This window comes from Amycolatopsis azurea DSM 43854 (genome assembly GCF_001995215.1).
Taxonomy (GTDB): Bacteria; Actinomycetota; Actinomycetes; order Mycobacteriales; family Pseudonocardiaceae; genus Amycolatopsis; species Amycolatopsis azurea.
Window position 1 is genome coordinate 321,827 of sequence record NZ_MUXN01000008.1, and the last position, 25,671, is coordinate 347,497.

Annotated in this window: 21 protein-coding genes; 13 read left to right on the forward strand and 8 right to left on the reverse strand. The window is 69.6% G+C overall.

Annotated elements, in window-relative coordinates; all coding sequences use genetic code 11:
• The first annotated feature begins 18 nt into the window (after positions 1–18).
• Positions 19–1,440: an amidohydrolase family protein gene (locus B0293_RS13430; RefSeq protein WP_005167617.1), complete on the forward strand. Its 1,422-nt coding sequence runs from the start codon at positions 19–21 to the stop codon at positions 1,438–1,440.
• A gap of 69 nt (positions 1,441–1,509) precedes the next feature.
• On the opposite strand, the gene B0293_RS13435 is transcribed toward B0293_RS13430, so the two are convergent.
• Positions 1,510–2,130, reverse strand: a complete 621-nt coding sequence (locus tag B0293_RS13435) for a TetR/AcrR family transcriptional regulator (RefSeq protein WP_005167618.1) — start codon at positions 2,128–2,130, stop codon at positions 1,510–1,512.
• A 244-nt stretch (positions 2,131–2,374) separates the two neighbouring features.
• Here B0293_RS13435 and B0293_RS13440 point away from each other — a divergent pair, with 244 nt between their 5' ends.
• The 3 genes from B0293_RS13440 to moeZ all read left to right on the forward strand — a co-directional run bounded on the left by B0293_RS13440 (position 2,375) and on the right by moeZ (position 5,782).
• Positions 2,375–3,232, forward strand: a complete 858-nt coding sequence (locus B0293_RS13440) for an alpha/beta fold hydrolase (RefSeq protein ID WP_005167619.1) — start codon at positions 2,375–2,377, stop codon at positions 3,230–3,232.
• Between the two features lie 81 nt (positions 3,233–3,313).
• Entirely contained in the window at positions 3,314–4,486 is a 1,173-nt protein-coding gene (locus tag B0293_RS13445) for a DUF3152 domain-containing protein (RefSeq protein WP_005167620.1), read from the forward strand.
• Between the two features lie 117 nt (positions 4,487–4,603).
• Positions 4,604–5,782: an adenylyltransferase/sulfurtransferase MoeZ gene (moeZ, locus tag B0293_RS13450; RefSeq protein ID WP_005167622.1), complete on the forward strand. Its 1,179-nt coding sequence runs from the start codon at positions 4,604–4,606 to the stop codon at positions 5,780–5,782.
• A 422-nt stretch (positions 5,783–6,204) separates the two neighbouring features.
• On the opposite strand, the gene B0293_RS13455 is transcribed toward moeZ, so the two are convergent.
• On the reverse strand, positions 6,205–7,164 hold the full coding sequence (locus tag B0293_RS13455) for a hypothetical protein (protein ID WP_005167624.1): 960 nt from the start codon (positions 7,162–7,164) through the stop codon (positions 6,205–6,207).
• A gap of 106 nt (positions 7,165–7,270) precedes the next feature.
• Here B0293_RS13455 and B0293_RS13460 point away from each other — a divergent pair, with 106 nt between their 5' ends.
• Entirely contained in the window at positions 7,271–8,068 is a 798-nt protein-coding gene (locus tag B0293_RS13460) for a TIGR02569 family protein (RefSeq protein WP_005167625.1), read from the forward strand.
• 48 nt (positions 8,069–8,116) lie between these two features.
• Here the strand turns inward: B0293_RS13460 and B0293_RS13465 are convergent, their stop codons facing one another.
• The 3 genes from B0293_RS13465 to B0293_RS13475 are packed head-to-tail and all read right to left on the reverse strand — an operon-like array spanning position 8,117 to position 11,562.
• Positions 8,117–10,345 carry an FtsX-like permease family protein gene (locus B0293_RS13465; protein ID WP_005167627.1) on the reverse strand — a complete coding sequence of 743 codons (2,229 nt, stop codon included), beginning with the start codon at positions 10,343–10,345 and terminating at the stop codon, positions 8,117–8,119.
• The gene (locus B0293_RS13470; protein WP_005167630.1) at positions 10,342–11,022 is read right to left on the reverse strand and encodes an ABC transporter ATP-binding protein; all 681 of its coding nucleotides are present in this window, start codon (positions 11,020–11,022) and stop codon (positions 10,342–10,344) included. Before B0293_RS13470 ends, B0293_RS13465 begins: the two co-directional genes overlap by 4 nt.
• Before the next feature lie 15 nt (positions 11,023–11,037).
• Complete coding sequence (locus B0293_RS13475) at positions 11,038–11,562, reverse strand: PadR family transcriptional regulator (protein ID WP_005167632.1); 525 nt, start codon at positions 11,560–11,562, stop codon at positions 11,038–11,040.
• Positions 11,563–12,064: 502 nt separating this feature from the next.
• Here B0293_RS13475 and B0293_RS13480 point away from each other — a divergent pair.
• Genes B0293_RS13480 through B0293_RS13505 form a run of 6 tightly spaced genes read left to right on the forward strand, consistent with a single transcriptional unit; the run spans position 12,065 to position 20,912 of the window.
• On the forward strand, positions 12,065–14,137 hold the full coding sequence (locus B0293_RS13480; RefSeq protein ID WP_005167633.1) for a molybdopterin oxidoreductase family protein: 2,073 nt from the start codon (positions 12,065–12,067) through the stop codon (positions 14,135–14,137).
• Positions 14,134–15,561: an FAD-dependent oxidoreductase gene (locus B0293_RS13485; protein WP_039919885.1), complete on the forward strand. Its 1,428-nt coding sequence runs from the start codon at positions 14,134–14,136 to the stop codon at positions 15,559–15,561. Before B0293_RS13480 ends, B0293_RS13485 begins: the two co-directional genes overlap by 4 nt.
• Positions 15,562–15,605: 44 nt before the next feature.
• Complete coding sequence (locus B0293_RS13490; protein ID WP_005167637.1) at positions 15,606–16,964, forward strand: nitrate/nitrite transporter; 1,359 nt, start codon at positions 15,606–15,608, stop codon at positions 16,962–16,964.
• Positions 16,964–19,468, forward strand: coding sequence for a nitrite reductase large subunit NirB (nirB, locus tag B0293_RS13495; RefSeq protein WP_005167639.1), 2,505 nt, complete (start codon positions 16,964–16,966; stop codon positions 19,466–19,468). Before B0293_RS13490 ends, nirB begins: the two co-directional genes overlap by 1 nt.
• Positions 19,465–19,812, forward strand: coding sequence for a nitrite reductase small subunit NirD (gene nirD / locus B0293_RS13500; protein WP_005167640.1), 348 nt, complete (start codon positions 19,465–19,467; stop codon positions 19,810–19,812). Before nirB ends, nirD begins: the two co-directional genes overlap by 4 nt.
• A complete protein-coding gene (locus B0293_RS13505) occupies positions 19,809–20,912 on the forward strand; it encodes a uroporphyrinogen-III synthase (RefSeq protein WP_005167641.1) in 1,104 nt (367 codons plus the stop codon). Before nirD ends, B0293_RS13505 begins: the two co-directional genes overlap by 4 nt.
• A 74-nt stretch (positions 20,913–20,986) precedes the next feature.
• Here B0293_RS13505 and B0293_RS13510 read toward each other — a convergent pair whose 3' ends face one another.
• The 3 genes from B0293_RS13510 to B0293_RS13520 form a co-directional block, all read right to left on the reverse strand.
• On the reverse strand, positions 20,987–22,168 hold the full coding sequence (locus B0293_RS13510) for a Kelch repeat-containing protein (RefSeq protein ID WP_245192170.1): 1,182 nt from the start codon (positions 22,166–22,168) through the stop codon (positions 20,987–20,989).
• 93 nt (positions 22,169–22,261) lie between these two features.
• The gene (locus tag B0293_RS13515) at positions 22,262–23,380 is read right to left on the reverse strand and encodes a DNA glycosylase AlkZ-like family protein (RefSeq protein WP_005167646.1); all 1,119 of its coding nucleotides are present in this window, start codon (positions 23,378–23,380) and stop codon (positions 22,262–22,264) included.
• Positions 23,381–23,389: 9 nt separating this feature from the next.
• Positions 23,390–23,785, reverse strand: coding sequence for a DUF3224 domain-containing protein (locus B0293_RS13520; RefSeq protein ID WP_005167648.1), 396 nt, complete (start codon positions 23,783–23,785; stop codon positions 23,390–23,392).
• 60 nt (positions 23,786–23,845) lie between these two features.
• Here B0293_RS13520 and B0293_RS13525 point away from each other — a divergent pair, with 60 nt between their 5' ends.
• Complete coding sequence (locus B0293_RS13525; RefSeq protein WP_005167651.1) at positions 23,846–24,814, forward strand: helix-turn-helix transcriptional regulator; 969 nt, start codon at positions 23,846–23,848, stop codon at positions 24,812–24,814.
• Complete coding sequence (locus B0293_RS13530) at positions 24,807–25,616, forward strand: uroporphyrinogen-III synthase (protein WP_005167653.1); 810 nt, start codon at positions 24,807–24,809, stop codon at positions 25,614–25,616. The genes B0293_RS13525 and B0293_RS13530 overlap by 8 nt, the downstream gene beginning before the upstream one ends.
• The last annotated feature ends 55 nt before the right edge of the window (positions 25,617–25,671 follow it).

A 25,671-nucleotide genomic window follows, 5' to 3' on the forward strand; every position in this document is an offset into this window, starting at 1 on the left:
GACTGGGGAGTTGGAACGATGAAACAGCGCAGATCCGTCCTGTCCGTCTTCACCCTCACGCTCGCCGCCGGACTCGGCGCCGCCCTGCTCGCCGGTCTCGGCGGCGGGACCACCGAAGCCGGGAGTGAAGCGGAATTCACCGGTGCCGGCCGCGTCGTCATCCGTGACGCCTCGATGGTGCTCACGATGGACCCGAGCCTCGGCGAAGGACCGCTCGGCGCCCTCGCCGACGCCGACGTCGTGCTGGAAGGCGCCAAGATCAAGCAGGTCGGCAAGGACCTCGACGCGGGCTCGGCGAAGGTCGTCGACGGTCGAGGCAAGATCGTCCTGCCCGGATTCGTCGACCTGCACAACCACCTGTGGCAGTCGCTCATCCGCGGCTGCGCGGCCGACAAGGAACTCATCGGCTGGCTCGGCAAATGCGTCATCCCGCTGTACCGGGCGCCGGTGACCGACGCCGACGCGTACGCGGGGACGAAGCTCGCTGCCGCCGACGTCGTCTCGACCGGCATCACCACGGTCACCGACTGGTCGCACGCGTTCAACACCGACTTCGCCAAGGGCGGCCTCCGCGCGCTCGGCGAGTCGAAACTGCGTTTCCTCTACTCCTACAACGGAACCACCGACCCCGCGCTGCAGAACGAGATCCGCCGGGTGAAGCGCGAGGTCATCGATCCGAATCCGTTGGCGCGCCTCCAGATCGGCACGCATCCGTCCACCGGGAACTTCCCGAGTGTCGAGGCATCGGAGAAGCTCGCGCGCGAGCTCGGTGTCTCGCTGAACGTGCACCTGCTCGAATCGAAGGCCGACCTGACCGCGGGGCAGATGGACGCGCTCCGGCGGGCGAACGCGCTGCACCCCGGGCTGGTGGCGAACCATGTCATCCAGGCCACCGACGCCGACCTCGACGAACTCGCGGCCGCAGGGGTCAGCGTGGCGCACAACCCGCTGTCGAACATGCGGCTCGCGTCGGGCGTGATCCGGCTGCCGGAGATGAAGAAGCGGTCCATGAAGGTCGGGCTCGGCCTCGACGGCGGCACCAACGACACGAGCGACATGTTCAACGTGATGCGCGCGGCCGTCGGCCTCCAGCGGGCGATCGCGACGGATCCGGCGGTCTACCCGACCACGGCCGACGTCCTGCGCATGGCGACGCTCGGCGGCGCGGAAGCGCTCGGGATGGACAAGGAGATCGGGTCGCTGACGCCGGGCAAACGAGCGGACCTCCAGCTGGTCGACGCCCAGGCGGTCAACTTCGCGCCGAAGGTGGACTGGGTCAATCAGCTGGTCTTCAACACCCAGCCCGCGAACGTCTCGTGGGTCTTCGTCGACGGCCGCGCTCTCAAGCGCGAAGGACGCGTCGTCGGCATCGACACCGCGAAGGTCGTCGCCGACGCCCAGGCCGCCGCGGACCGGATCAAGAAGCTGCTGCCCCAATAGCCCACGCACTTCGTCCTCTGAATGCGGTAGTTGCACGCGCAACTACCGCATTCAGAGGACGAAACGCGATCAGTGCTGGAGCGGGAAGCCACCACCGATGCCTCGCCAGGCGAGGTTGGCAGTGAGGGCGACGGCTTCTTCGCGGCTCATCGACTTGTGGTGCGCCAGCCAGAACCGAGCGCTGACCTGCGAGAGGCCCACGAGGCCGACGGCGAGCAGCCGCGCCTTGTCCTCGTCGAGGCCCGCGTCCGCGGTGATGGTCTCAGTGATCGCGTCGACGCTGGCCGACGTCGCCCGGTCCACCGCCTCCTGTACGGCGGGCTCGCCGCGCAGGTCGGACTCGAAGACCATGCGGAACGCGCCGGCGTCGTTGTTGACGAAGTCGAAGAACGCGCCGACGGTCGCCGGGACGCGCTGCTTGTTGTCCGTCGTGGAGTCGAGTGCCTCCTTGACCCGTCGCACCAGCTCGTCGACGTGGCTCTCCAGCAACGCGATGTAGAGGTCGAGCTTGCCGGGAAAGTGCTGGTAGAGGACCGGTTTGCTGACTCCGGCCTCTTCGGCGATCTCGTCCATCGCGGCGGCGTGATAACCGTTCGCGGCGAACACGCGCTGCGCGGCGGCCAGCAGCTGGGCGCGGCGTTCCGTTCTGGGCAGGCGGACGCCTCGGGCCAGTCGCGCCATTTCTGTCATCGTGCCTCCAGTCGAGCGGGGCTCCGCAGGGCGGGGTCACCGCCGCGTGAAGTGAGCTCAAGATTACTCGCCGGTACGGCCGGACCGCCAAGGGTCGGGCATCCTTGACGCTGTGTCTTCTTCAGTTTCCCGTGCCGCCCGGGGTCGTCCGCCGCTGACCCACGTGCCGCTGTCGCGCAGGTCGTTGCCGTCGCTGGACCCCGCGCCGCCACCTTGGCCCGGGGAAACAATAGGTGTCGGCGGGGTGAAATTGCACATCCGCCGGACTCCGGGCGGCCCGGAGACGGCGGTCTACGTCCACGGGCTCGGCGGTTCGTCCACGAACTGGACCGACCTCGCCGCGCTGCTGGCGCCCGAAGCGGGCGGCACTTCGGTCGATTTGCCGGGCTTCGGCTATTCGGAGCCGCCGGACGGCTTCGACTTCAGCCTCGACGCGCACGCCGAGGTCGTCGCGAACCACATCGAGAGTCTCGAAACCGGGCCGGTGCACCTGCTCGGCAACTCGATGGGCGGGGCGGTCGCGCTGCTGGTCGCGGCCCGCCGTCCGGAGCTGGTGAAGACACTGACGCTGATCTCGCCCGCGATGCCGGATCTCCGGCCCAGCATGAAGCGGCTGTCCGACCCGAGGATGACGTTCGCGTACCTGCCACTGGTCGGCCCGCGGGTGCGCCGTCAGCTGGCCGCGCTCGGCCCGCGTGAACGCGCCATGCAGGTCATCAAGCTGTGCTTCGCCGATCCGTCCCGCTTCGCCGAAAGCAGGCTGGACGAGCTCGAGCAGGAGCACAGCGCCCGCGCCGGGTTCGACTGGGCAGCGCCCGCGCTGGCCCGCAGCACGTTCGGCATCTTCCGGACGTGGTCCGCGCGCGGACCCGCGTCGCTGTGGGCTGTCGCGCCGACGGTCGCCACGCCGACGCTCGTCGTATGGGGGCAGCACGACCGGGTGATCTCCGTCCGGCGCGCGGAGCGGACCGCTCGGCTGATTCCGCACGCCCGGTTGCTCGTTCTCCCCCGAACCGGCCACGTGGCGCAGATGGAACGCCCGAATGTCGTAGCGAAGGCCGTTTTAGGCATGTGGGAAGCGGTCGAAACGGACACCTGGTAGCCCATTCGGGTGGGTAAGACACGCCGGGCGAAGCGCCGGTCGCTCACAACATCACAGTTCGGTTATGGCACTCTGGTGCGCGTGGATCGGGTTAAGCAAGGCGCGCAGGGCGAAGGTCGGCGGTCTCAGTACTCCGCATCCGCCCGTCGTCCGTCGCGCGCTCAGGCCCGGACCTCGGACGCCCCGCGAACAGGTCAGTACCGGCCGACGCCGCCGCCGTCGCAGCGGCTCGACGAAGACCGATACCGTCCGGGCAGCCGCCGGACCAGCGCCCAGCCGCTCAGCGCGTCCTGGAAGCCGCACGACTCCGGGGCCGCGAAGGTCAAGGCCGCCAAGCGTAAGAGCAAGGGCGGTATCGGCCATTTCGCCAAAACCTACGGCTGGCGCGTGTACGCGCTGCCGATCCTCGTGGTGATCACCGCGCTGGTCGTGTTCAACACCGCCACCGGCCCGGCCGAACCGATCGCCTCCGACGGGACGAGTCTCGCTTCGTCGGACGGCTCGGGTGGGGACGGCGGGGAGAGCGGTGCCGGTGTCGACGGTGGCGGCGATGTCCTCCCGGAGAACCCGGCCAAACCGGTCGACCTCAAGATCCCGACCGCCGACCTGCCCAAGGGCGATCCCTTCACCGAGTCCGGTCAGGGCACCTATCACGTGGTGCCGGGCAAGGGGGAGAAGGTCGGAACGGGGCAGTTGTACACCTACACGGTGGAGGTCGAGGACGGTATCGATCCGGCCAGCTACATGGGCGACGACAGCTTCGCCAGGTCGGTCGTGGAGACCTTGTCCAGTCCCAAGAGCTGGACGTGGGACGGCAAGAAGGCACTCCAGCGTGTCGACGCGAGTTTCCCGAACCCCAGCTTCCGGGTGAGTCTCACCACACCGAACACGACGCACCGCGCGGACGTCTGCATGTTCCAGATCACCTACGAGACCTCGTGCTACCGGTCGAGCTTCGACAAGCGCGTGGTGATCAACCTCGCCCGCTGGGTGCGTGGCGCGATGGCGTTCGAGGGTGACATGGTCTCGTACCGTCAGTACGCGATCAATCACGAAGTCGGCCATGCCCTGGGCGGAAAGCACCAGGGCTGCAAGGAGAACGGCGCGATCGCGCCGGTCATGATGCAGCAGACGTTCGGCGTCTCCAACGACTTCGTGGCGCAGCTGAACAATCTCCCCGGCGGTGACCGCGGCAAGGTGCCCGCGGACGGCAAGGTCTGCAAGCCGGGCTCTTGGCCGAATCAGTCACCTTAGTCCCGCCATCCCATCTGCTGGAATTTCCCAGGATCTGAAACAGGGGAAGTCGTTTCCATCTTCTCTTGTTGTAGATACTGGGATGCGACCCGCGATCCACGCGAGATGGAGGACCCGATGTCAGGCACGCTGCCGCCGCTCGTCGAGCCGGCCGCCGAGCTCACCAAGGACGAGGTGGCCCGGTACAGCCGTCACCTGATCATCCCGGACGTCGGGGTGACCGGGCAGAAGCGGTTGAAGAACGCCAAGGTGCTGGTCATCGGCGCCGGTGGCCTCGGCAGCCCGGCGCTGCTGTACCTGGCCGCGGCCGGGGTCGGCACGCTAGGCATCGTCGACTTCGACGAGGTCGACGAATCGAACCTGCACCGCCAGGTCATCCACGGCCAGTCCGACATCGGCAAGCTCAAGGCCGCGTCGGCGCAGGAGTCGATCGCCGAGATCAACCCCTTCGTGAAGGTGCACCTGCACACCGACCGGCTCGAGTCGTCGAACGCGCTGGAGCTGTTCGAGCAGTACGACCTGATCCTCGACGGCACCGACAACTTCGCGACGCGGTACCTGGTGAACGACGCCGCCGTGCTCACCGGCAAGCCCTACGTGTGGGGCTCGATCTACCGGTTCGAGGGGCAGGCGAGCGTGTTCTGGGAGGACGCGCCGAACGGCAAGGGCCTCAACTACCGCGACCTCTACCCCGAGCCGCCGCCGCCCGGCATGGTCCCGTCGTGCGCCGAGGGCGGCGTGCTGGGCGTGCTCTGCGCGTCGATCGGTTCGATCATGGTCAACGAGGCGATCAAGCTGATCACCGGCATCGGTGAGCCGCTGCTGGGCAGGCTCGTCAGCTACGACGCGCTGGAGATGAAGTACCGCGAGGTCAAGATCCGCAAGGATCCGGAGACCCCGAAGATCACCGGGCTCATCGACTACGAAGCGTTCTGCGGCGTCGTGTCCGACGAAGCCGCTTCGGCCGCCGCGGGCAGCACGATCACTCCGGCCGAGCTCAAGGCCAAGTTCGACAACGGCGACAACTTCGCCCTCATCGACGTCCGCGAGCCGCACGAGTACGAGATCGTCAACATCAAGGGCGCGACGCTGATCCCGAAGGACCGGATCCTCTCGGGCGAGGCGCTGGCGGAACTGCCGCAGGACAAGCCGATCGTGCTGCACTGCAAGTCGGGCGCGCGTTCGGCGGAGGCCCTCGCGGCGCTGCACCAGGCCGGGTTCAAGGACGCGACCCACCTCGGTGGCGGCGTGCTGGCCTGGGCGCGGCAGATCGACCAGAGCCTGCCGACGTACTGAGGCTTCGGTGCCGCTGACCAGCGGAAAGAGAGCAAGGGACCTTTGCTGTCGTTCGTTAGTGCACTAACGGACGATAGCAAGGGTCCCTTGCTATCGTTTCTCTTAATGTTGAGAGAGGTGTAAGTCCGTGAAGGACTCCTTGAGGGACTCTGGGTCCCTCAAGGAGTCCTTCACGGACCACCTGCACGCCTCAGGAGCCACAAAAACCCCAGTGACCCCACAAGTGGCAGCGGAGCCGCGTGAAGGCCCCCTTCACGCGGCTCAGCCGAGGAAACTCGCCCATCGCAGCGGCAGCCCACGGCAGCCCAAGTACATGAAGGGGTCCTTCACGGAGCCAGGCGCAAGCAAGGGGCCCTTCAGGTATCTGAACCCAGCGGGGCGGCGATAGCAGGCGATAGCAAAGGTCCCTTGCTTCCCCGCCGTCAGTAGCCGAGGGACCTGCCCGTGAAGATCGCCCGCACGAAGGCCGTGAACCCGGCGACGACGTCCGTCCGGTTCCCGCTGGAGGCCTTCGGTAGGGAGGCGATGATCTCGGCGTCGGTCAGCGGATGGGTCTTCCCGGCCAGTTCCCGCAGTTCCTCGGGTTTCCAGTTGTGGTTGCCCGCGACGTGCACCGACACCGCTCCGCGCCGCTGGACGAACTCGATCCTGTCCGCGTTCTGCCGGATGAACTCACCTTCGCCGACCGAAGCGCACGTCGCGCTCAGAAGACGCCAGTCGGTCTTCACCGGTGTCGCGCAGCTTTCGACGGCGTCGGTCACGAAGGTCCAGACGGGCGAGATCCACAGCTGAGGCGCGTACTCGACGATCAGCGATCCGGAGTCTTCGGTCGCCTTCGTCGGGAGCCGCTGAGGACCGAAGTCGGCCGCCAGTGTGTGATCACGGGGCACCCCGGCAGAAGCCAGCCGCCGGGCGGCGGTGTCCTCCGGCAGGGCCGAAGGTCCGGCGATCCCGCCGGCGACCACAACGACCAGCAGCAGGCCCGCACCGACTCGCACCCAGAGCCCGGGCGCGAACAGCGCGGCGGCGAGCGCCACCGGCACCCCGAGGAACGGAAGAGCGAACCGAGGGTCGAAGGCTTCCGCCACCTCCAGCACGAAGATCGCGCCGAAAACGCCGAAAGTCCCGACCGCGAAAGCCCAGGCCAGCCGCGGCCACGGTTTCGCGCGATCCGGAAAAGCCAGGTAGCCGACGAGATACACCGCCCCGATCGACACGAGCGGGACCGGCAACGCGACCCAGGGAACGTGCAGGAACGCGGCGAGCGGGAGCAGCAGGCCGACGGTGACCGAACCCAGCGTGCCGAGCAGCCACAGTGAGCCGAGCGCGAGGGCGACGAGCTGCCCGTCGGTGAGGCGGCGCTGAGCCGTTCGGGGGATCACAGCGGAAGAATGGCAGGTCAGGAGTGATCCTGTCTTGAGTATCGCTACTCAATGACCAGCGCGTCTTCTCGTTCGTGGCGCGGAAGACGGGGTAACGTGCCGAGCCGTGCGTGCCACCCTTGAAAGCCCTCCGGAACACGTCTGTGCGGCGTTCGGCGGACGTACCGGTGACGCGGAGCCGATGCCCGGCACCACCGCCTGGCGTTACGCCGATCTCGTGCTCAAGCCGGTCGTGGACAAGTCGCGGACCCTGTGGACGGCCCGGGCGCTGGAAGCCATCGACGAGCCGGGACTGCGGGTCGCGAAGCCGGTCCGGTCCAGTGACGGCCGCTGGGTGGTCGGCGGCTGGTCGGCGAACCGGTACGTGTCCGGGACCGCCGAGCATCGCTACGACGAGGTCGTGCACGCGGCGGTCAAACTGCACCGGGCGACAGCGGGGCTGCCGCGGCCGGACTTCCTGGGACGGCGCACCGATCTCGAGGCGCTGGCCGACAGACTCGCCTGGGGCGAGGCGGACCTGTCCCTCGACGAGAACAAGGGCGGCCGCTGGTTCGAGGTGCTGGCCGGCTCCCGAAGACCGGTCAGGCTGCCGGATCAGGTCGTCCACGGGGAGCTGCTCGCCGGTGTGCTGTTCGACGGCGACGCGGCCCCCGGCATCGTCGATTTCGTGCCGTACTACCGGCCGGGGGAGTGGGGCGCCGCGATCGTCGCGGTCGACGCGCTGGCCTGGGGCGGCGCCACCATCGACCTCCTCGACCGCTGGGCGCACCTGCCCGAGTGGCCCCAGCTTCTGTTGCGCGCGGTCCTTTTCCGCCTGGCCGCCAACGCTCTCGACCCGCGGTCGACGCGAGCGGCTCACGACGGGCTCCGCGCCGCAGCCCGCGACGTCAGCGCCGTCCTGTGAGTCCGTGAAGGCCTCCCTCCCCCTAAGAAGGAGGCCTTCACGGACGGATCACTCGGTGCGCAGGTTCTCCGTCTTCGCCGCCGAGCGCACGGACGGCAGCGTCGCCGCCGTCACCAGCAGCATCATCACGACCGCCGCCGCGGCGAGCACCCCGACCGCGGCCCAGTCGATGTACAGCGCCTCCCAGAACATCCGCCTGCCGATCGCGGCGATGCCGATCCCGGTCGCCGTCGCGATCACGATTCCCAGCAGCAGCGGGATCCCGTTCTGCCACATCAGCGACCGCAGGATCACGCGCACGGGGACACCGGTGGCGGACAGCGCGCCGAGGGCCCGCCGCCTTTCCCGGACCTGTTCCTGAGCGAGCACCAGCAGGCTCACCCCGGCCAGCAGCAGGACGAACAGCGCGCCGCCGAGCAGGAGGTTCCGCGCGTCCCCGAACATCCGGGCCTCGTCGGTGATCCGGTTCTGGTTGTACGAGGCCACATTGGCCTGCCAGCCGAGCGGGGCGACCGAGTTCCGCACCAGTTCGACGAAGTCCGGATTCGCGGTCGCGGCACGCAGGCTCATCGTGACCGAGGCTGCGGCCAGATCGACGCCCGCCATCGTGGACGGCGTCGCGAACACGCGCACTCCCTGGAATTCGGCGATACCCGACGGTCTTCCCTCGAACGGCCGCGGCGTGACCGGCACGGTCCAGGGCTGTTCCTTCTTGTCCACGTCGGTGAGCGTCACCGACTGTCCTTTGTGGAGCGACGGCATTTCGGCGAACACGTCGCCGTCCTTGCAGCCCGTCACACCCGACGACGCTTCGATCGTGGGGCAGTCGGCGACGGCGAACGCCGAGAGCGCGTCGTCCATGGTGACGAACAGCGAGCGCATGGCCTGGAAGTCGGCCGATCCCGGCACCGTGCGCGCCGCGGCCACCGCCTTGTCCGCCACCGGGCCTTCCGCGTAGACGACCGTCCGACCGTCCGTCCTGTCCTCGTAGCCGCCCTGCACCGCCTGTCCCGCCAGCAGGCTCTGCAACCCGATCGCCCCGGCGAGCACCACGCAAAGGCCCGCGACCACTCGCGACGGGGTCCCGCTGTCGCTCTGCAGACGGCGGATCGCGAGCTGGAAGGACGGCGACCCGCCCTTGATCCGGGACACGGCGCGTTCCAGCAGCCACGGCAGCAGTGCCGGGATCCCGAGCATCAGCAGTGCCGCCCCACCGATCACCGCCACGCGGTCGAGCTCGCTCGCCACGCTGAAGCCCGGGAGTATCAAGGCGATTCCGGCGAGGGTCGGCAGCAGCCGCCACCACAACCGCCGCTTCGGCGGCGTGGTCTCGCGGACGACGCCGAGCGGTTCGACGATCGTGTGCCGCTGGGCGAACCACGCCGCCACCACGGTCAGCGCGGGGACGACGAGCACGATCAGCACCACCAGCGGCCACGACGGCGTGAGGTCCTTCGGGTAAAGCCCGAAGCGGAACACCTGGAAGTTCGCCACCGTGCCGCGGAAGAGCAGGAACAGCGCGGCGCCGACGACGAGCCCGGCCGCGGCGCCCACGAGCGATTCCGCCGCGGTGATCCGGCGCAGCTGCCGGACGGACGTGCCCGCCAGCCGCAACGCGGCGAGCCGCCGGTCCCGTGCGGCGCCGCCGAGCCGGGAGATCGTCCCGATGAAGACGAACACCGGTGTGAGCAGGACGAAGAGCCCGATCAGCAGCAGGGCCAGGATTCCTTGTTCGATCATGTTGTCGTAGCCGGGTGTGGCGCCGAAGCCGTAGACCGCCTGTCCTTGCAGCGTGTCCGAGCCGACGTAGGCGACCAGATCGTTCGGATTGAGCGAGGTGCCCTCGGTGATGACCCCGACCTGCTTGCCTGGCAGCCGTGGCCGCAGCAGACCGCTGGTGTCGGACGCGACGAGTTCGTCCAGCTTCGGCGAGAGGAAGACCTCGCCCGGCGCGGGTAGCCGGTCCAACCCCGGCGGGACAGGTGAGTTCGGGCCGCCTGCCCGCAGGTGGACGAGGGAGATCGCCTGACCGCGGAAGTCGGTCGTCGTCCGGCGGTAGGTCAGCGGGTCGGCGCCCGGGATCGGTTCGCTCCGGACGGAGGCGGCGAACACGCGCTGGTCCCGGTTCTCCTTGATGGTGCCCGCGGAGGCGCCGGCCAGGAGGATCGCCACCGCGAGCCCGATGCCGGCGGCGCTCAGGACGAGCCTGACGATGGAGCCCCGGCCGCCCCCGACGGCCAGCCGGAACCCCAGCAGCAGGTCTTCGCGTCCGGTCACCGGGTCACCGCCGGTTCACGGGTCTTGCCGTCTCTCACGATGACCTCCCGGTCGGAGTAGGCGGCCACCCTCGGTTCGTGGGTGACCAGGACGACGGCGGCGTCGGTCTGCTTCGCCGTCTCGGAAAGCAGGCGCATGACGAGTTCGCCGCTGAGCGTGTCCAGCGCGCCAGTCGGTTCGTCGGCGAAGATCACCGACGGTTCGGTGATCAGGGCCCTGGCCATGGCGACCCGCTGGCTCTGTCCGCCCGAGACCCGGCCGGGGGTGCTGTCGGCCGAGTCGCCGACCTCCAGTCGGTCGAGCCAGGTCCGCGCCATCCGCTCGGCGGGACGGCGTTTCATCCCGCCCAAGCGCAGTGGCAGCGCGACGTTCTCCAGGCAGCTCAGTTCCGGCACGAGCTGCCCGAACTGGAAGACGAAGCCGAATTCGGTGCGCCGCAGGGCACTGCGTTCGGCGTCGGGCATGGTCGCGAGGTCGCGGCCGCGGAACAGGACCTGTCCCTGGTCGGGCCGCACGATGCCGGAAAGGCAGTGCAGCAGGGTCGATTTCCCCGAGCCCGAGGGGCCCATGATCGCGACGATCTCGCCGGCTTCGAGCGTCAGCCCGGCCCCGGCGAGCGCCTGGTCGGGGCCGAAGGCCTTGTGCAGACCCGAGCCTTGTAACAACGGTGTTTCCACTTTGTGGTCCCCAGGTCAGTGCGTCAGTTGCCGCGCGAGCTCGTCGAGCCGGGCGGCGGTGAGTTCCAGCCAGCGCAGATCCGCTTCCAGGTGGAAGAGCGCGTGATCGCAGATCAGCTGGTCGGCGAGGTCGCCGTCGGTCTTGCGGGCGGTGAGCTCGCGCATGGCGCGGAGGTGGGAACCGCGCTGCGTGTCGAGCAGTTCCTGGGCGCCCCGGCCGGACAGGAGCGCGAGCACGACCTTGGTGTAGAGCGTGTTCTGCAAGTAGACCGAGGGACTTTCCGGACTTTTCAGCCATTCCTCGACGTTGGTGACGCCGGCATCGGTGATTGCGTACCGCTTCCGGTCCGGACCGCCGCCCGCCTCGACGCCGTTCTCCTCGACGAGTCCGTTCTTCAGGAGCCGGTTCAGCGTCGAGTACACCTGCCCGTAGTGCAGCGGCCGGTCTTGGCGGAACTGCTTGTCGTAGAGCTGTTTGAGGTCGTAACCGTGCTTGGGGCCCGCTTCGAGCAGGCCGAGCAAGGTGTTCCCGATCGACATGCGGGGGACTATACACACGATCTATACACATGGTGAATAGTTGCCCTCGTGAGTGGCGCGGACGGTTGGGGAAGGGCAAACGTGTCCCGAGTGCCTCGCTCGGGACGGTCACCGACTCAAGCGTGGCGCTCGGGACTCTCGCGGCTCCGCGGCGCCGCCGGGCGGGAGTCAGGCGCGTTGTGAAAGCCACTTTCGCAACCTTCAACGTTGTGAAAGCGGCTTTCACAACAGCGCTGCCGTCGTTCTGTGTGGGGGCCGGCCGTTTGCCTCGCGTGCCGGCTTCAAGCGTCCTGAAAGCCACTTTCGGGACATCAGACGTTGCGAAAGTGGCTTTCGCGACATGTCGGCCTAGGCCCCGCGGCGCCGCCGGGCGAGAGGGTCCGACCTCACGATGTGACGTCCATCGGCGGCGGGCAATGTCAAACGCCTGAAACATTCAGGAGTTTTCAGGTAACACGGCCTACCTACCTTCAAGCGCTATCGACGCCTGGAGGAGGTGCCCGTGCCGCTCGCCACCCCTGTCCCCACCCGCGCGGTGGACACGCACTGCCCGTACTGCGCCCTGCAGTGCGGGATGAGCCTCGACGGCGCCCGTGTCGCCCCGCGCGACTTCCCGGTCAACGCCGGGGGCCTGTGCCAGAAGGGATGGACGTCGGGGGAGCTCCTCACTTCGCCTTCCCGCCTGACGACGCCGCTGATCCGCACGGACGGCGAACTCCGGCCCTCGACCTGGGACCAGGCGCTCGACCTCGTCGCGCGTCGGCTCACCGAGATCCGGGCCGCGAAGGGCGCCGACTCGGTCGCCGTCTTCGGCGGCGGAGGGCTCACCAACGAGAAGGCGTACTTGCTGGGGAAGTTCGCCCGCGTCGCGCTGGGCACCTCGCAGATCGACTACAACGGCCGGTTCTGCATGTCGTCGGCGGCCGCCGCCGGGATCAAGGCGTTCGGCGCCGACCGCGGGATGCCGTTCCCGGTCACGGATCTCGCCGACGCGGACGCCGTCCTGCTGATCGGCGCGAACCCGGCCGAGACGATGCCGCCGTTCACCCAGCACCTGCGCGGCGCGGACCTGATCGTCGTCGACCCGCGCCGCACCCCGACCGCGGAGCTGGCCGGGCTGCACCTGGCGCCCGCGCCGGGAACGGACCTCGCCCTCGCGCAAGGGATCCTGCACGCGGTCGTCGCCGACGGCCTGCTCGATCAGTCCTATGTGGACGGGCGCACGAACGGCTTCGAGGAACTGTGGCGGTCGGTCGCGGCGTGGTGGCCGGAGCGGGTCGAGCAGGTCACCGGCGTCTCCGCCGCGGATCAGCGTCGCGTCGCCGCCAAGCTCGCCGCGGCCCGCAACGCCTACGTCCTCACCGCGCGCGGCACCGAGCAGCACGCCAACGGTACGGCGATGGTCAACGCCTGGATCAATCTCTCGCTCGCCCTCGGGCTGCCGGGGCGCGAGGGGTCCGGGTTCGGCTGCCTGACCGGGCAGGGCAACGGGCAAGGCGGCCGCGAGCACGGTCAGAAGGCCGACCAGCTGCCCGGCTACCGCAAAATCGACGACCCCGCCGCCCGTGAGTACGTCGCCGGGGTCTGGGGCGTGCCGCCGGAATCCCTGCCGGGACCGGGTCGTTCGGCCGTCGAACTGCTGGAAGCGCTCGGCACCGAAGACGGCCCGAGCGCGCTGATGGTGTTCGGCAGCAACCTCGTCGTTTCCGCGCCCCGCGCCGGGACCATCCAGGAGAACGTGTCCTCTTTGGACTTCCTGGTCGTTGCGGACCTCGTCCTGTCGGAGACCGCGGCGATGGCCGACGTCGTCCTGCCGGTCACCCAGTGGGCCGAAGAGGACGGCACGATGACCAACCTCGAAGGCCGGATCCTGCTGCGGCGCAAGGCGATCGATCCGCCGTCCGGCGCGAAGACCGATCTTTACGTGCTTTCCGAACTCGCCCGCCGGTTCGGCCAGCCCGACGGCCGGTTCCCGACGGACGCGGAGACCGTCTTCACCGAACTCCGCAAGGCGTCCAAGGGTGGTGTCGCCGACTACTCGGGCATCACCTACGACCGGCTCCGTGACGGCGAGGTGTTGTACTGGCCCGTCCCCGCGGAATCGCATCCCGGCACGCCGCGGATGTTCCTCGACTCCTTCGCCCATCCGGACGGCCGCGCGCGGTTCGTGCCGGTGGACCACGTCGGCCCGGCCGAACCGCCCGACACCGAATTCCCCTTGCAGGCCACCACCGGCCGGGTCCTGCAGCACTACCAGTCCGGGGCGCAGACCCGGCTGGTCAAGGAACTCAACGACGTCGTGGCGGAGGCCTTCGTGGAAGTTCATCCCGACACCGCCGCCCGGGCGGGACTGGCCGAGGGCGACCTCGCCGTCGTGCGGTCCCGGCGCGGGGAGACCGTCGCCCGGGTCCGCTGCGTGCGGTCGCTGCGCCCGGACCTGGTGTTCCTGCCGTTCCACTTTCCCGGTGAAGGGCGGGCGAACCTGCTGACCAACCCGGCACTCGACCCGACCAGCCGGATGCCCGAGTTCAAGGTGTGCGCGGTCGCGCTCGCCCCGGCCGAGGTCGTCGCGTGAGCCCCCGGTCGGTGGTCATCGCCGGATACGGGATGGCGGGCGCGCGGCTCGCGGACGAGATCCAGCGTCGCGATCCCGAGGGCGAACGCGTGCGGCTCACCGTCGTCGGCGCGGAGAAGCACACCGCCTACAACCGGGTGCTGCTCTCGTCGGTGGTCGCGGGCACCATGCGGCCCGACGCGGTCCGCCTGCACGACGAAGAATGGCCGTCCCGCACCCGCGCCGACCTGCGCCGGGGTGTCTCCGCGACGTCGATCGACCGGGACTCGCGGCGGATCCACCTCGACGATGGGTCCACTGTGGACTACGACGCGCTCGTGCTCGCCACCGGCGCGAACCCGTGGATGCCGCCGGTCGAAGGGCTCGAACCCGGCCGGGACGTCGTCGCGTTCCGCACTCTCGACGACTGTGCCCGCATCCTCGACGCCGCCAAGCTGGGCGCCCCGGTCGCCGTTCTCGGCGGCGGACTGCTCGGTTTGGAAGCCGCGCGCGGCCTGGCGGGGCGGGGGAATCTCGTCACCGTCGTGCATCCGATGCCGCACATCATGGAACGGCAGCTGGACGCGGAATCCGCGCGGGTGCTGACCAGGAAGCTCGAAGAACTCGGCGTCGGCTTCCGGCTCGGCGTCGGGGCCGCGCGCTACGTCAGCGGCGACGGGCTCAAACTCGACGACGGCACCCACGTGCCCGCCGATCTCATCGTCGTCTCCACCGGGGTCCGGCCCGAGACGAAACTGGCCGTGGACGCCGGGCTGACCGTCGAGAACGGCATCGTCGTCGACGATCTGCTGCGCACCAGCGACGGCCGGATCCACGCGATCGGCGACTGCGCGAAGCATCCCGGCGCGTTCGGCGGACTCGTGCAACCCGCTTGGGAGCAGGCCGCCGTCGTCGCGGATCTGGTCACCGGCACGAAATCCGCGTCGCGGTACCGCGGCACCCAAGCGGTCACCCGGCTGAAGGCCCGCGGCATCGACCTCACCGCCCTCGGCGAGACGATGACCGGCGCGGACGACCCGACCGCCGAGGTGCTCACCTTCAGCGACCCGGCGGGCTGCCGCTACGGCAAGCTCGTCGTCCGCGAAAACCGTGTGGCGGGTGCGATCCTGCTCGGCCTGCCCGACGCGGCCGCGTCGATCACCCAGCTCTACGACCGGGGCACACCGGTCCCCGAAGACCGGCTCGCCGTCCTTTTGGGACGCGCCCTGCCCGTCGGGGCACCGTCGGCGGCGAGCCCGGCCGATCTGCCCGCGTCGGCGGTCATCTGCCGCTGCAACGCGGTGACCAAGGGGCGGCTCGTCGAGGCCTGGCGCGCCGGCGCCACCGACGTCCCCGCCCTCGCCGGGGCGACCCGCGCGACCACCGGCTGCGGTGGCTGCAAGGACGCCGTCGGCGGGGTCGCGAAATGGCTGGCCGCCCAGTGATCCGGCTACAGGAAAACCGAACGATGCCCACCAAGGAGGACCGCATGGCCGCTCGCGGTAAACGCTGGATCGAGCACTGGGACCCGGAGGACGAGCGGTTCTGGGAGGCGACCGGGAAGAAGATCGCCCGGCGGAACCTGTGGTTCTCCATCCTGGCCGAGCACATCGGCTTCTCCGTCTGGACACTGTGGTCGGTCATGGTCCTGTTCATGGGACCGCAGTACGGTTTCTCAGCCGCTGACAAGTTCCTGCTGGTTTCGACGCCGACGCTGATCGGCGCGTTCATGCGGCCGCTGTACACCTTCGCCGTCGCGAGGTTCGGCGGCCGGAACTGGACGATCGTCAGCGCGATGTTGTTGCTGGCGCCGACGATCCTCGCGGCGGTCGTGATGGAGCCGGGCACCTCGCTCGGCACGTTCCTGGTGGTCGCCGCGCTCGGCGGGGTCGGCGGCGGGAACTTCGCGTCGTCGATGACGAACATCAACGCGTTCTATCCGGAGCGGCACAAGGGCTGGGCGCTCGGGCTCAACGCGGGCGGCGGGAACCTCGGGGTGGCGGCGATCCAGCTGATCGGCCTGCTGGTCATCGGCACAGTCGGCGCGACCGTGCCCCGGCTGGTGCTCGCGATCTACATCCCGCTGATCGTGCTCGCCGCGACGTGCGCGTACTTCTTCATGGACAACCTCGCCTCGATGAAGGGCGACACCAAGGCGATGCGCGAGGTCGTCAAGGATCCGCACACCTGGGTGATGTCGTTCCTCTACGTCGGCACGTTCGGTTCGTTCATCGGTTACAGCTTCGCTTTCGGCCTGGTGTTGCAGAACCAGTTCGGCCGCACCCCGTTGCAGGCGGCCGCGGTGACGTTCCTCGGACCGCTGCTCGGTTCTTTCTCGCGTCCGACGGGCGGCTGGCTGGCCGACCGGATCGGCGGTGGCAAGGTCACCTTCGTGACGTTCGTCGGGATGGCCGCGGCGACCGTGGTGCTGATCCTGGCCTCGACGTCGAACTCGCTGGCGCTGTTCACCGTCGCGTTCATCGTGCTGTTCGTGCTGACCGGCGTCGGCAACGGCTCGACGTACAAGATGATCCCGGCGATCTTCCGTGCCAAGGCGAAGGTCGCGATCAGCGAGGGCGCGGACGAGACGCTGGAGATGCTCAGGGCGCGCAAGCTTTCCGGCGCGTTGATCGGGCTGGCCGGCGCGATCGGCGCGCTCGGCGGGTTGTTCATCAACCTGGCCTTCCGGCAGTCGTTCGCGGACACGAAGAGCGGGGTGCCGGCGTTCGTGGCCTTCCTCGTCTTCTACGGACTGTGCTTCGCCGTCACGTGGGCGGTGTACCTGCGCAAACAGCAGTCGGAGGTGGCGAGCACCCGAGGTCTGGCGCTCGCGGGAGCGGAGGTCTGATGCGGAAACTCGTCGTCGTCGGGCACGGCATGGTCGCGCACCGGCTCGTGGAGGCCGTGCGCGCGGAGGACAAGACCGGCGAATGGCAGGTCGTGGTGCTCGCCGAGGAAGCGCGCCCCGCGTACGACCGGGTCGCTCTGACGTCCTATGTGGACACTTGGGACCCTGCCTCGCTCGCGCTGGAAGGCGCGGACTACGCCGGTGACCCGCTGGTCGAGCTGCGGCTCGGGGATGCGGTCGCGTCAGTGGACCGGGAACGCAAGGTCGTCGTCACGGAAGCCGGGTACGAGCAGCCGTACGACACGCTCGTCCTCGCGACCGGTTCGCGGCCGTTCGTCCCGCCGGTGCCGGGGCACGACCTTCCTGGCTGCTTCGTCTACCGGACGATCGAGGATCTCGACGCCATCCGGGAGGCCGCTCAGCGCCCCGGCCGCGGCCGGCGTTCGGCGGTCGTCATCGGTGGCGGTCTCCTCGGCCTGGAAGCCGCGAAGGCGTTGCGGGACATGGGACTTTCGCCGCATGTTGTCGAGATGGCGCCGCGTTTGATGCCGTTGCAGGTCGACGAGGGCGGCGGTGGGCTGCTCCGGCGGCTGATCACCGATCTTGACGTGACCGTCCACACGGGAACGTCGACCGACGCCATCGAGCCGGACGGCTCTCGCTACATCGCGAAGCTGGGCAACGGCACCGAACTCGACGTCGACCTCGTCGTGTTCTCCGCCGGGATCCGGCCGCGCGACGATCTCGCCCGTTCGTCCGGGCTGGACGTCGGAGCGCGGGGCGGCGTCCTGGTCGACGACACCTGCCGGACGTCCGATCCGGCGGTGTACGCGATCGGCGAATGCGCGGCCGTGGACGGCAAGGTGTACGGCATCGTGGCGCCCGGGTACGCGATGGCGGAGATCGTCGCGGCGCGGCTGACCGGTGGCGAGGGCACGTTCCCCGAGCCGGACATGTCGACGAAGCTCAAGCTCATGGGTGTCGATGTCGCCAGCTTCGGTGACGCGCACGCGGCGACCGAGGGTGCGCTGGAGGTCGCGTTCAACGACGCCGTCGCCGGGACGTACAAGAAGCTCGTCGTCTCGGACGACTCGAAGACGTTGCTCGGCGGGGTGCTGGTCGGGGACGCGAGCGAGTTCAACACGCTCCGGGCGATGGTCGGCAGGCCGCTGCCCGCCGAACCGGGCGCGATCCTCGCCCCGGCGGGCGGTGGCGCCGCGGTCGGTGTCGACGCGCTGCCCGACGGCGCGCAGATCTGTTCGTGCAACGCGGTGTCCAAGGGTGCGATCACGCACGCGATCACCGAAGAGGGTTGCGATTCGGTCGCCAAGATCAAGGGCTGCACGCGGGCGGGCACGGCGTGCGGGTCCTGTGTCCCGCTGCTGGGCAAGCTGCTGACGGCGTGCGGCGTCGAGCAGTCGAAGGCGCTGTGCGAGCACTTCTCGCAATCCCGCGCGGAGTTGTTCCAGATCTTGCAGGCCACCAGGATCAGCACGTTCAGCGAAATGATCGACCGCTACGGGACCGGGACCGGTTGCGCGATCTGCAAACCGGCGATCGCGTCCATCCTGGCCACACTGGGCAACGGGCACATCCTCGCCGGTGAACAGGCGACCTTGCAGGACACCAACGACAAGTTCCTCGCGAACCTCCAGCGCAACGGGACCTACTCAGTGGTCCCGCGGATCCCCGGCGGGGAGGTCACGCCGGAGAAGCTCATGGTGATCGCGCAGGTGGCGATGGACTTCGGGCTGTACACCAAGATCACCGGCGGGCAGCGGATCGACTTGTTCGGCGCGACCGTCGACCAGCTTCCGCTGATCTGGCGGCGGCTCGTCGACGCCGGGTTCGAGTCCGGGCACGCGTACGGGAAGTCGTTGCGCACGGTCAAGTCCTGTGTCGGTTCGACGTGGTGCCGCTACGGCGTGCAGGACAGTGTCGGGCTCGCGATCGAGCTGGAGCTGCGCTACCGCGGCCTGCGCTCGCCGCACAAACTGAAGTCCGCGGTGTCGGGTTGCGCGCGGGAATGCGCCGAGGCGCGGAGCAAGGACTTCGGCGTCATCGCCACCGACAAGGGCTGGAATCTCTATGTCGGCGGGAACGGCGGCGCGACCCCGCGCCACGCGGATCTCCTGGTGTCCGAAGTGGACACCGAGACGCTGATCCGCACGATCGACCGGTTCCTGATGTTCTACGTCCGCACGGCCGACCGGTTGCAGCGCACCGCGCCGTGGGTCGAGGAGATGGAGGGCGGGCTCGACCACCTGCGCGCGGTGATCGTCGACGACAAGCTCGGCATCTGCGAGGACCTCGACGCGGCGATGGCCAAGCACGTCGGCGACTACGCCGACGAATGGCGCGGAGTGCTGGAGGACCCGGAGAAGCTGGCGAAGTTCAGCTCGTTCGTCAACGCGCCGGGCACGCCGGATCCGACGATCTCGTTCCGGCGAGAACGCGACCAGAACGTACCCGTGCTGCTGGGCATCCCGGAGGTGAAACAGTGACGACCTCGATCGAGCGCACCTGGACCGCGGTCTGCGCGGCCGGCGCCGTCCCCGAATGGTCCGGTGTCGCCGCCCTGCTCGGCGACGGCGTGCAGGTGGCGATCTTCCGGCTGCCCGGCGACCGGTGGTACGCACTGTCCAATCTGGACCCGATCAGCGGCGCCGCGGTGCTGTCGCGCGGCATCGTCGGCGACGCGGGCGGCGTCCCTGTGGTGGCCTCGCCGGTGTACAAGGAGCGGTTCGATCTGAGGACTGGCTCATGCCTCGACGCTGAAGGAGTTTCGGTCGCGGCGTACGGCGTGCGAGTCACCGGGGGTGTGGTGGAGGTCGAGGCTTCACCGTGACGGAGGTGCTGCCCCTGGCGGGCTTCGTCATCGGTGTCACGGCGGCGCGACGAGCGGACGAGCTCGGCGCGCTGTTCGTGCGTAAGGGTGCGACCGTGCGCTACGGCCCGGCGATCCGGATCGTGCCGCTCGCCGACGACACCGAGTTGCGGGCGGCCACGCGACGACTGCTCGAAGATCGGGTCGACGCCGTCGTCGCGACGACCGGGATCGGCTTCCGCGGCTGGGTCGAGGCGGCCGAAGGCTGGGGGCTGGGGGAGGAGCTGCTGAACAGGCTGGGGAACTCTTCGCTGCTCGCGCGCGGCCCGAAGGCCAAGGGTGCCATCCGCGCGGCCGGACTGTCGGAGAACTACTCGCCCGCGTCGGAGAGCAACGCCGAGGTGTTACGTCATCTTCTGGAGTCCGGTGTGGACGGTCAGCGGATCGCGGTGCAGCTGCACGGCGAGCCGCTTCCGTACTTTGTGGACAGTCTGCGCGCCGCGGGTGCGGAGGTGATCGAGGTGCCGGTGTACCGCTGGGTCGGCCCGGCCGATCCCGGACCGCTGGACCGGCTGCTGGACGCCGTCCTCGACGGTTCGGTGGACGCGCTGCCGATCACCAGCGCGCCCGCCGCCGCGTCCCTGCTCGCGCTGGCGAAGCGGACCGGGCGGCTGCCAGGAGTCTTGCGGGCGCTGGAAAAGCGGGTCGTGGTGGCGTGCGTCGGGCCGATCACGGCGGCTCCGCTGGCCGCGCTCGGGATCCCGACGGTCCAGCCCACGAGGTCGCGGATCGGGGCACTGGCGCGGGCGGTGTCCGAGGCGCTCGAAGCCCGTTCGCCGCGGCTGACGGCGGGCGGGCGAAGTATCGAGCTGCGTGGTCAGGCGGCACTGGTCGACGGGCAGTGGTGTGACATCGCACCCGCGCCGATGGCCATGCTGCGGGCGCTGGCGGAGTCTCCGGGGCGGGTGTTCTCGCGGCGGGAACTGATCTCCGCGTTGCCCGACGGCGGCGAGGAGCACGCCGTCGAGACCGCCATCGGGCGCCTGCGGAGTTCGCTGGGGTCGCCGAAACCCGTCCAGACGGTGGTGAAACGGGGCTACCGGCTGGCCGTCGACCCGTGATCCATGGCATTTCGTCCTCTGAATGCGGTCCTTGCGTGTGCAACTACCGCATTCAGAGGACCAAATGCGGGAGGTCAGGGGGTGAAGAGGTCGGTCTTGGTGATGAGGACGTGGTTGGCGTCCGGTCCGGCGTTGGCGAGCACGGCGGCGCCACCGGCGATGAGGACGCGGCCGTCGGCGAGCTTGACCGCGCCGAACTTCGCCCGGCCGATGCTGAGGCCGATCAGCGGCCCCCAGGCGCCGGTGGTGGGATCGAAGATCTCCGAGTTCTGGTACCCGGCGTCGTAACCGCCGTATTCGAGACCACCGATCGCCAGGACCTTGCCGGAGTCCAAGCGCACCAGCCGGAACTCGTCGCGCGGGATCCGCATCGGTGCCGCGTCGGTCCACTTCCCGGTCGCCGGGTCGTACCGTTCGGACTCGCCGAAGCTGAACGGGTTGTAGTTCCAGTTCAGCGGCCCGCCCGAATGACCGCCGGTGAGCAGCACGGTGCCGTCGGGCAGCGTGACCGCCTGCGCGCCGATGCGCGGCTGTCCTGGTTCCCGGGGGACCGGCGTGCCGATCGGGGTGGTCTGGCTCCAGGTGTTCGCGGCCGGGTCGTAGATCTCGCAGAACGTCAGGCCGACGAGATCACCGCCGGTTTCGATGGTGCCCGAGGCGACCAGGACCTTCCCGTCCGTCAGCAGGACGGCGGGGAACGACGCCCTGGCGTGGATCATCGGCGCGACCACGGTCCACACACCCGTCGTGGGGTCGTAGATCTCCGCCGAACCGATGATGAGCGATTCGACCGGTGGGCTGTCGGTCACGCCGCCCATCACCAGCACCCGGCCGTCCGGCAGCAGGACCGCGTTGTGGTTGCTGCGACCGGTGGTCATCGAGCCGGTCGGGCTCCAGGTCCCGGTGGCCGGATCGAAGAGTTCCGCCGAGGCGAGGGCGTTGAGCGAGGCCGTCGGATGGCCGTGGAAGCCGCCCGCCGCGAGCACCTTCCCGTTCGGCAGCACGGTCAGCGTGTGCAGGCGGCGGCTGGTCGCGAGCGATCCGGTGACCGTCCACCGGCCACTGGCCGGGTCGTAGAGGGCGGCTTCGGCGTAGGTCACCGCGCCGCGGTTGTTGCCGCCGCCCGCGGCGAGGACCCGGCCGTCCTGCAACAGGACGGGGCCTTCGCGGACGCCGTCCCATTGACGCGGCCACGGCAGGTCGCCGGTCGCCGCCCAGCCGCTCGTCGTTGTCTGAGTTTCGGTCTGTGCGCTCATGAATCCGACGGTCGCCGGTGTGATCATCCGCGGCAAGCGGTTGCGCGATGGCCTACCCCTTGGTCACCACGAACGGGACCGATCGGACCGCCGTCAGGACCAGGCGACGCGGAGATCGGGGAACTCCCGCGCCGCGGCGACCCGGGCGGCCTCCTCCTCGGCCGCCTTCCGCACGGCCGGGCGGAGCGCGTCGAACGGGGTGACGGTGAAGTCGAGCCGCTTCTTCCCGCTCGCCTTGGCCCGCCACACGCCCGCGATCTCGCCGTCGGCCAGCAGCGCGCCGGGACTGCCGAGGATCTTCCAGACCTCCTGCTGCCGGGCCTTGTCCGGCACCACCACCGCACGGTCCCGCGCCTGGACGAACGGGTCCAGCGGCGGCAGCAGGCGTACCGCGTCCGGCTCCGGCGGGTTCTCCAGCAGCGCCACCCGGTCCTGCGGGAGGAACGCCTTCTTGCCGTCGACCCGGACCTCGGCCAGACCGTCCGGCCACATCGCGTCGACCCCGGCGCGGGTCGTCCCGGCGTACGCGGCGGCGTCGCCGGGGGTGGCCGGTCCGTTGATCCGCAGATAGCCCTCGATCACGCGCGCCGCGGCCTTGGCGTCCGGGCTCGTCTTGAGCGCGCGCCGGTTTTCCAGTGGCGCCAGCGTCGCCGGGGTCGCGCCCGCCTCCAGCCGGACCCCGGCGTGGATCGACGCGACCCGCATCAGCTGCTCGTAGATGTGCACGACACCGCAGCCGCGGCAGGCGTACGAGAGGCCGTCGGGGATCAGCTTGGTGACCGCACCGCTGACCGTGCCCTTGGTCTGCACCCCGGTGACTACCTTGCGGATCGCCTTCGCCGCGGTGAACAGCGCGTCGGTCGCGGACATCCCCGCGGCCTCGACCTGCTTGCGCTGCCAGAGGATCCGGGCCATCGCGTCCTTCTCGTCGAGCGGCACGAGGGCGGCCCGGATCGCGTCCAGTTCCGCGCGGCGGTGGAAATGCGGGGCGCCGCGATGCGTCCAGGCGAGTACGAAGCGTTCGTCGTCCCAGACCTCGGGCGTGACGTCGCCGTCGATCCGGGCGGCGAGGCCCAGCAGAGCGGTGTCCCGCACGGAATCCTGCAGCCCGAGGTCGAACACGGCCGCCGCGACCGGATCCGTCTCCTCCCGGTGCAGTCCGTGAGCGGCGATCCGGTACGCGAGCACCTGCTCGCGATCGACCTCGAGCACAGGTCCTCCTTAAAGCGAGTAGTCGAGTGTGTAGGACATCGTCGGGTCACCGAGGGCACCCGAGGTGGTGCCGGTTCCGGTGATCCCGGCGAGTTCACCCGTTCCGGAGCCCGCGACGACCTCGAACGTCGAGGCGAAGCCCTTCTCGTCGAAACCACAGTCGTGCTTGATCACGAAGCTTCCCTTGCGTCCGTCCACACTGCCCTCGAAACGTTCGAAGCCCGGGGCCGTCGTGCCGGCGCCGTCGTAACCCTCGCCCGCGTAGTACAGCAGGTAGTCGAGGACCGACTCGCCTTCGATCACCCCGCTGTAGCCGAACGTGGCGTGCGCGTGGGCCACTCGCGGCCCGCCGTCGGTACCGCTGACGATGACTTCTTCCCAGTTCTTCACGGCGAACTCGTTCATGGGTTCACCCTGTCAGCCATACCTGTCAGGTTGTGTCAGGTTTTCGGGGATACTGGATTCATGCGCGCGAGCAGGCTCCTGTCGGTCCTCCTCCTGCTGCAGAACCGCGGCCGCATGACGGCCGAGGAGCTGGCGGCGGAGCTGGAGGTGTCGGTCCGGACGGTCTACCGCGACGTCGAGGCGCTGTCCGCGGCCGGTGTCCCGGTGTATGCCGATCGCGGGCGCACGGGCGGATATCAGCTGGTCGACGGCTATCGCACCCGGCTGACCGGGCTGACCGAAGAAGAGGCGCAGTCGCTTTCGCTGGCCGGTCTGCCGGGCGCGGCCTCCGAACTCGGGCTCGGCACGGTCCTCGCCGCCGCCCAGCTCAAACTGCACGCGGCCATGCCCGCGGAACTGCGCGCGGGGGCGAGCAAGATCTCCGAGCGGTTCTACCTGGACGTCCCCGGCTGGCATCGCGGGATCGAGAGCCTGCCGCGACTGTCCGAACTGGCCGACGCGGTCTGGCACGGGCGGCGGATCAAGGTCCGCTACGAACGCTGGGGACAGCGGAAGGTCGAGCGTGTCCTCGCCCCGCTGGGCCTGATCCTCAAGGCGGGGAACTGGTATCTCGCGGCGCGGTGCGACGGAACCGACCGGACTTACCGCGTCTCCCGGATCGAAGAGCTCGAAGAACTCGGCGAGACCTTCGAACGGCCGTCCGACTTCGACCTCGCGCGGTACTGGCGGGAGTGGTCGGAGCAGTTCGAGAAGCGGATGTACTCGCGGACGGCGGTGGTCCGGCTGAACGAGTTCGCCCGCATACTGCTGCCGTTCTACCTCGGGGCCGTCGGCGCGCGGGCGTTGCGGGAAGCGGACACCGAGCCGGATGAAAGCGGCTGGCTGACGATGGAACTGCCGGTGGAACCGGGAGAATCGGCCGTCGGCGAACTGCTGCGCTTCGGCGGGAACCTCGAAGTGCTCGAACCGGCGGATCTGCGCGAGCGGCTCGCGGAGGAGATCAGGAGGATGGGCGCGCGATATGGCTGAGCTGGCCGGAATCACGATCGGGATCACCGCGGAGCGGCGGGCCGACGACTTCATCGGCGCGCTGGAACGGCACGGCGCGACCGTGCTGCACGCGCCCACCATCCGCATCGTCCCGCTGCCTGACGACACCGAACTGAGGGCGGCGACCGACGCCGTGCTGGCCGGACCGGTCGGGTTCACCGCCGTCACCACCGGCGCCGGGTTCCGCGGCTGGCTTTCCGCGGCCGAAGGCTGGGGGCTGCGCGAACCGCTGCTGGAACGGCTTTCGGCGTCACGGATCTTCGTGCGTGGCCCGAAAGCGGCAGGCGCGGTGCGCGGCGAGGGGCTGCGCGAGGAATTCTCCGCGCCCGAAGAGAGCAACGCGGAACTGTTCGAGGGCTTGCGCGACGCCGGGGTCCGCGGGGAACGGGTCGCCGTCCAGCTGCACGGCACCCTGCTGCCCGGACTCACCGGGCTGCTGCGGGACGCGGGCGCGGACGTCGTCCAGGCACAGCCGTACCGCTGGCTTTCGCCCGCCGACGTCGAACCGGTGCACGAACTCGTCGAAAGCGTGATCTCCGGGCGGGTGCGCGCGTTGGCCTTCACCTCCGCGCCGGCGGCGGCGAACTTCCTGACACTGGCGGGGTCGCGTCGCGAGGAGCTGCTCGCCGCAATGCGAGGTCCGGTGCTGTGCGCGTGCGTCGGACCGGTGACCGCGGCACCGCTGGAAGCCGCCGGCGTGCCGACCGTTCAGCCCGAACGTCAGCGGCTCGGCGCCTTGGTGAAACTTCTCGTCGCGGAACTGCGCATTCGGCCGTCTTGACGCGGTCTCCCCGCTTTGCCAATCTCGACGCATCGGACGCACGGGAGGGCGGCGG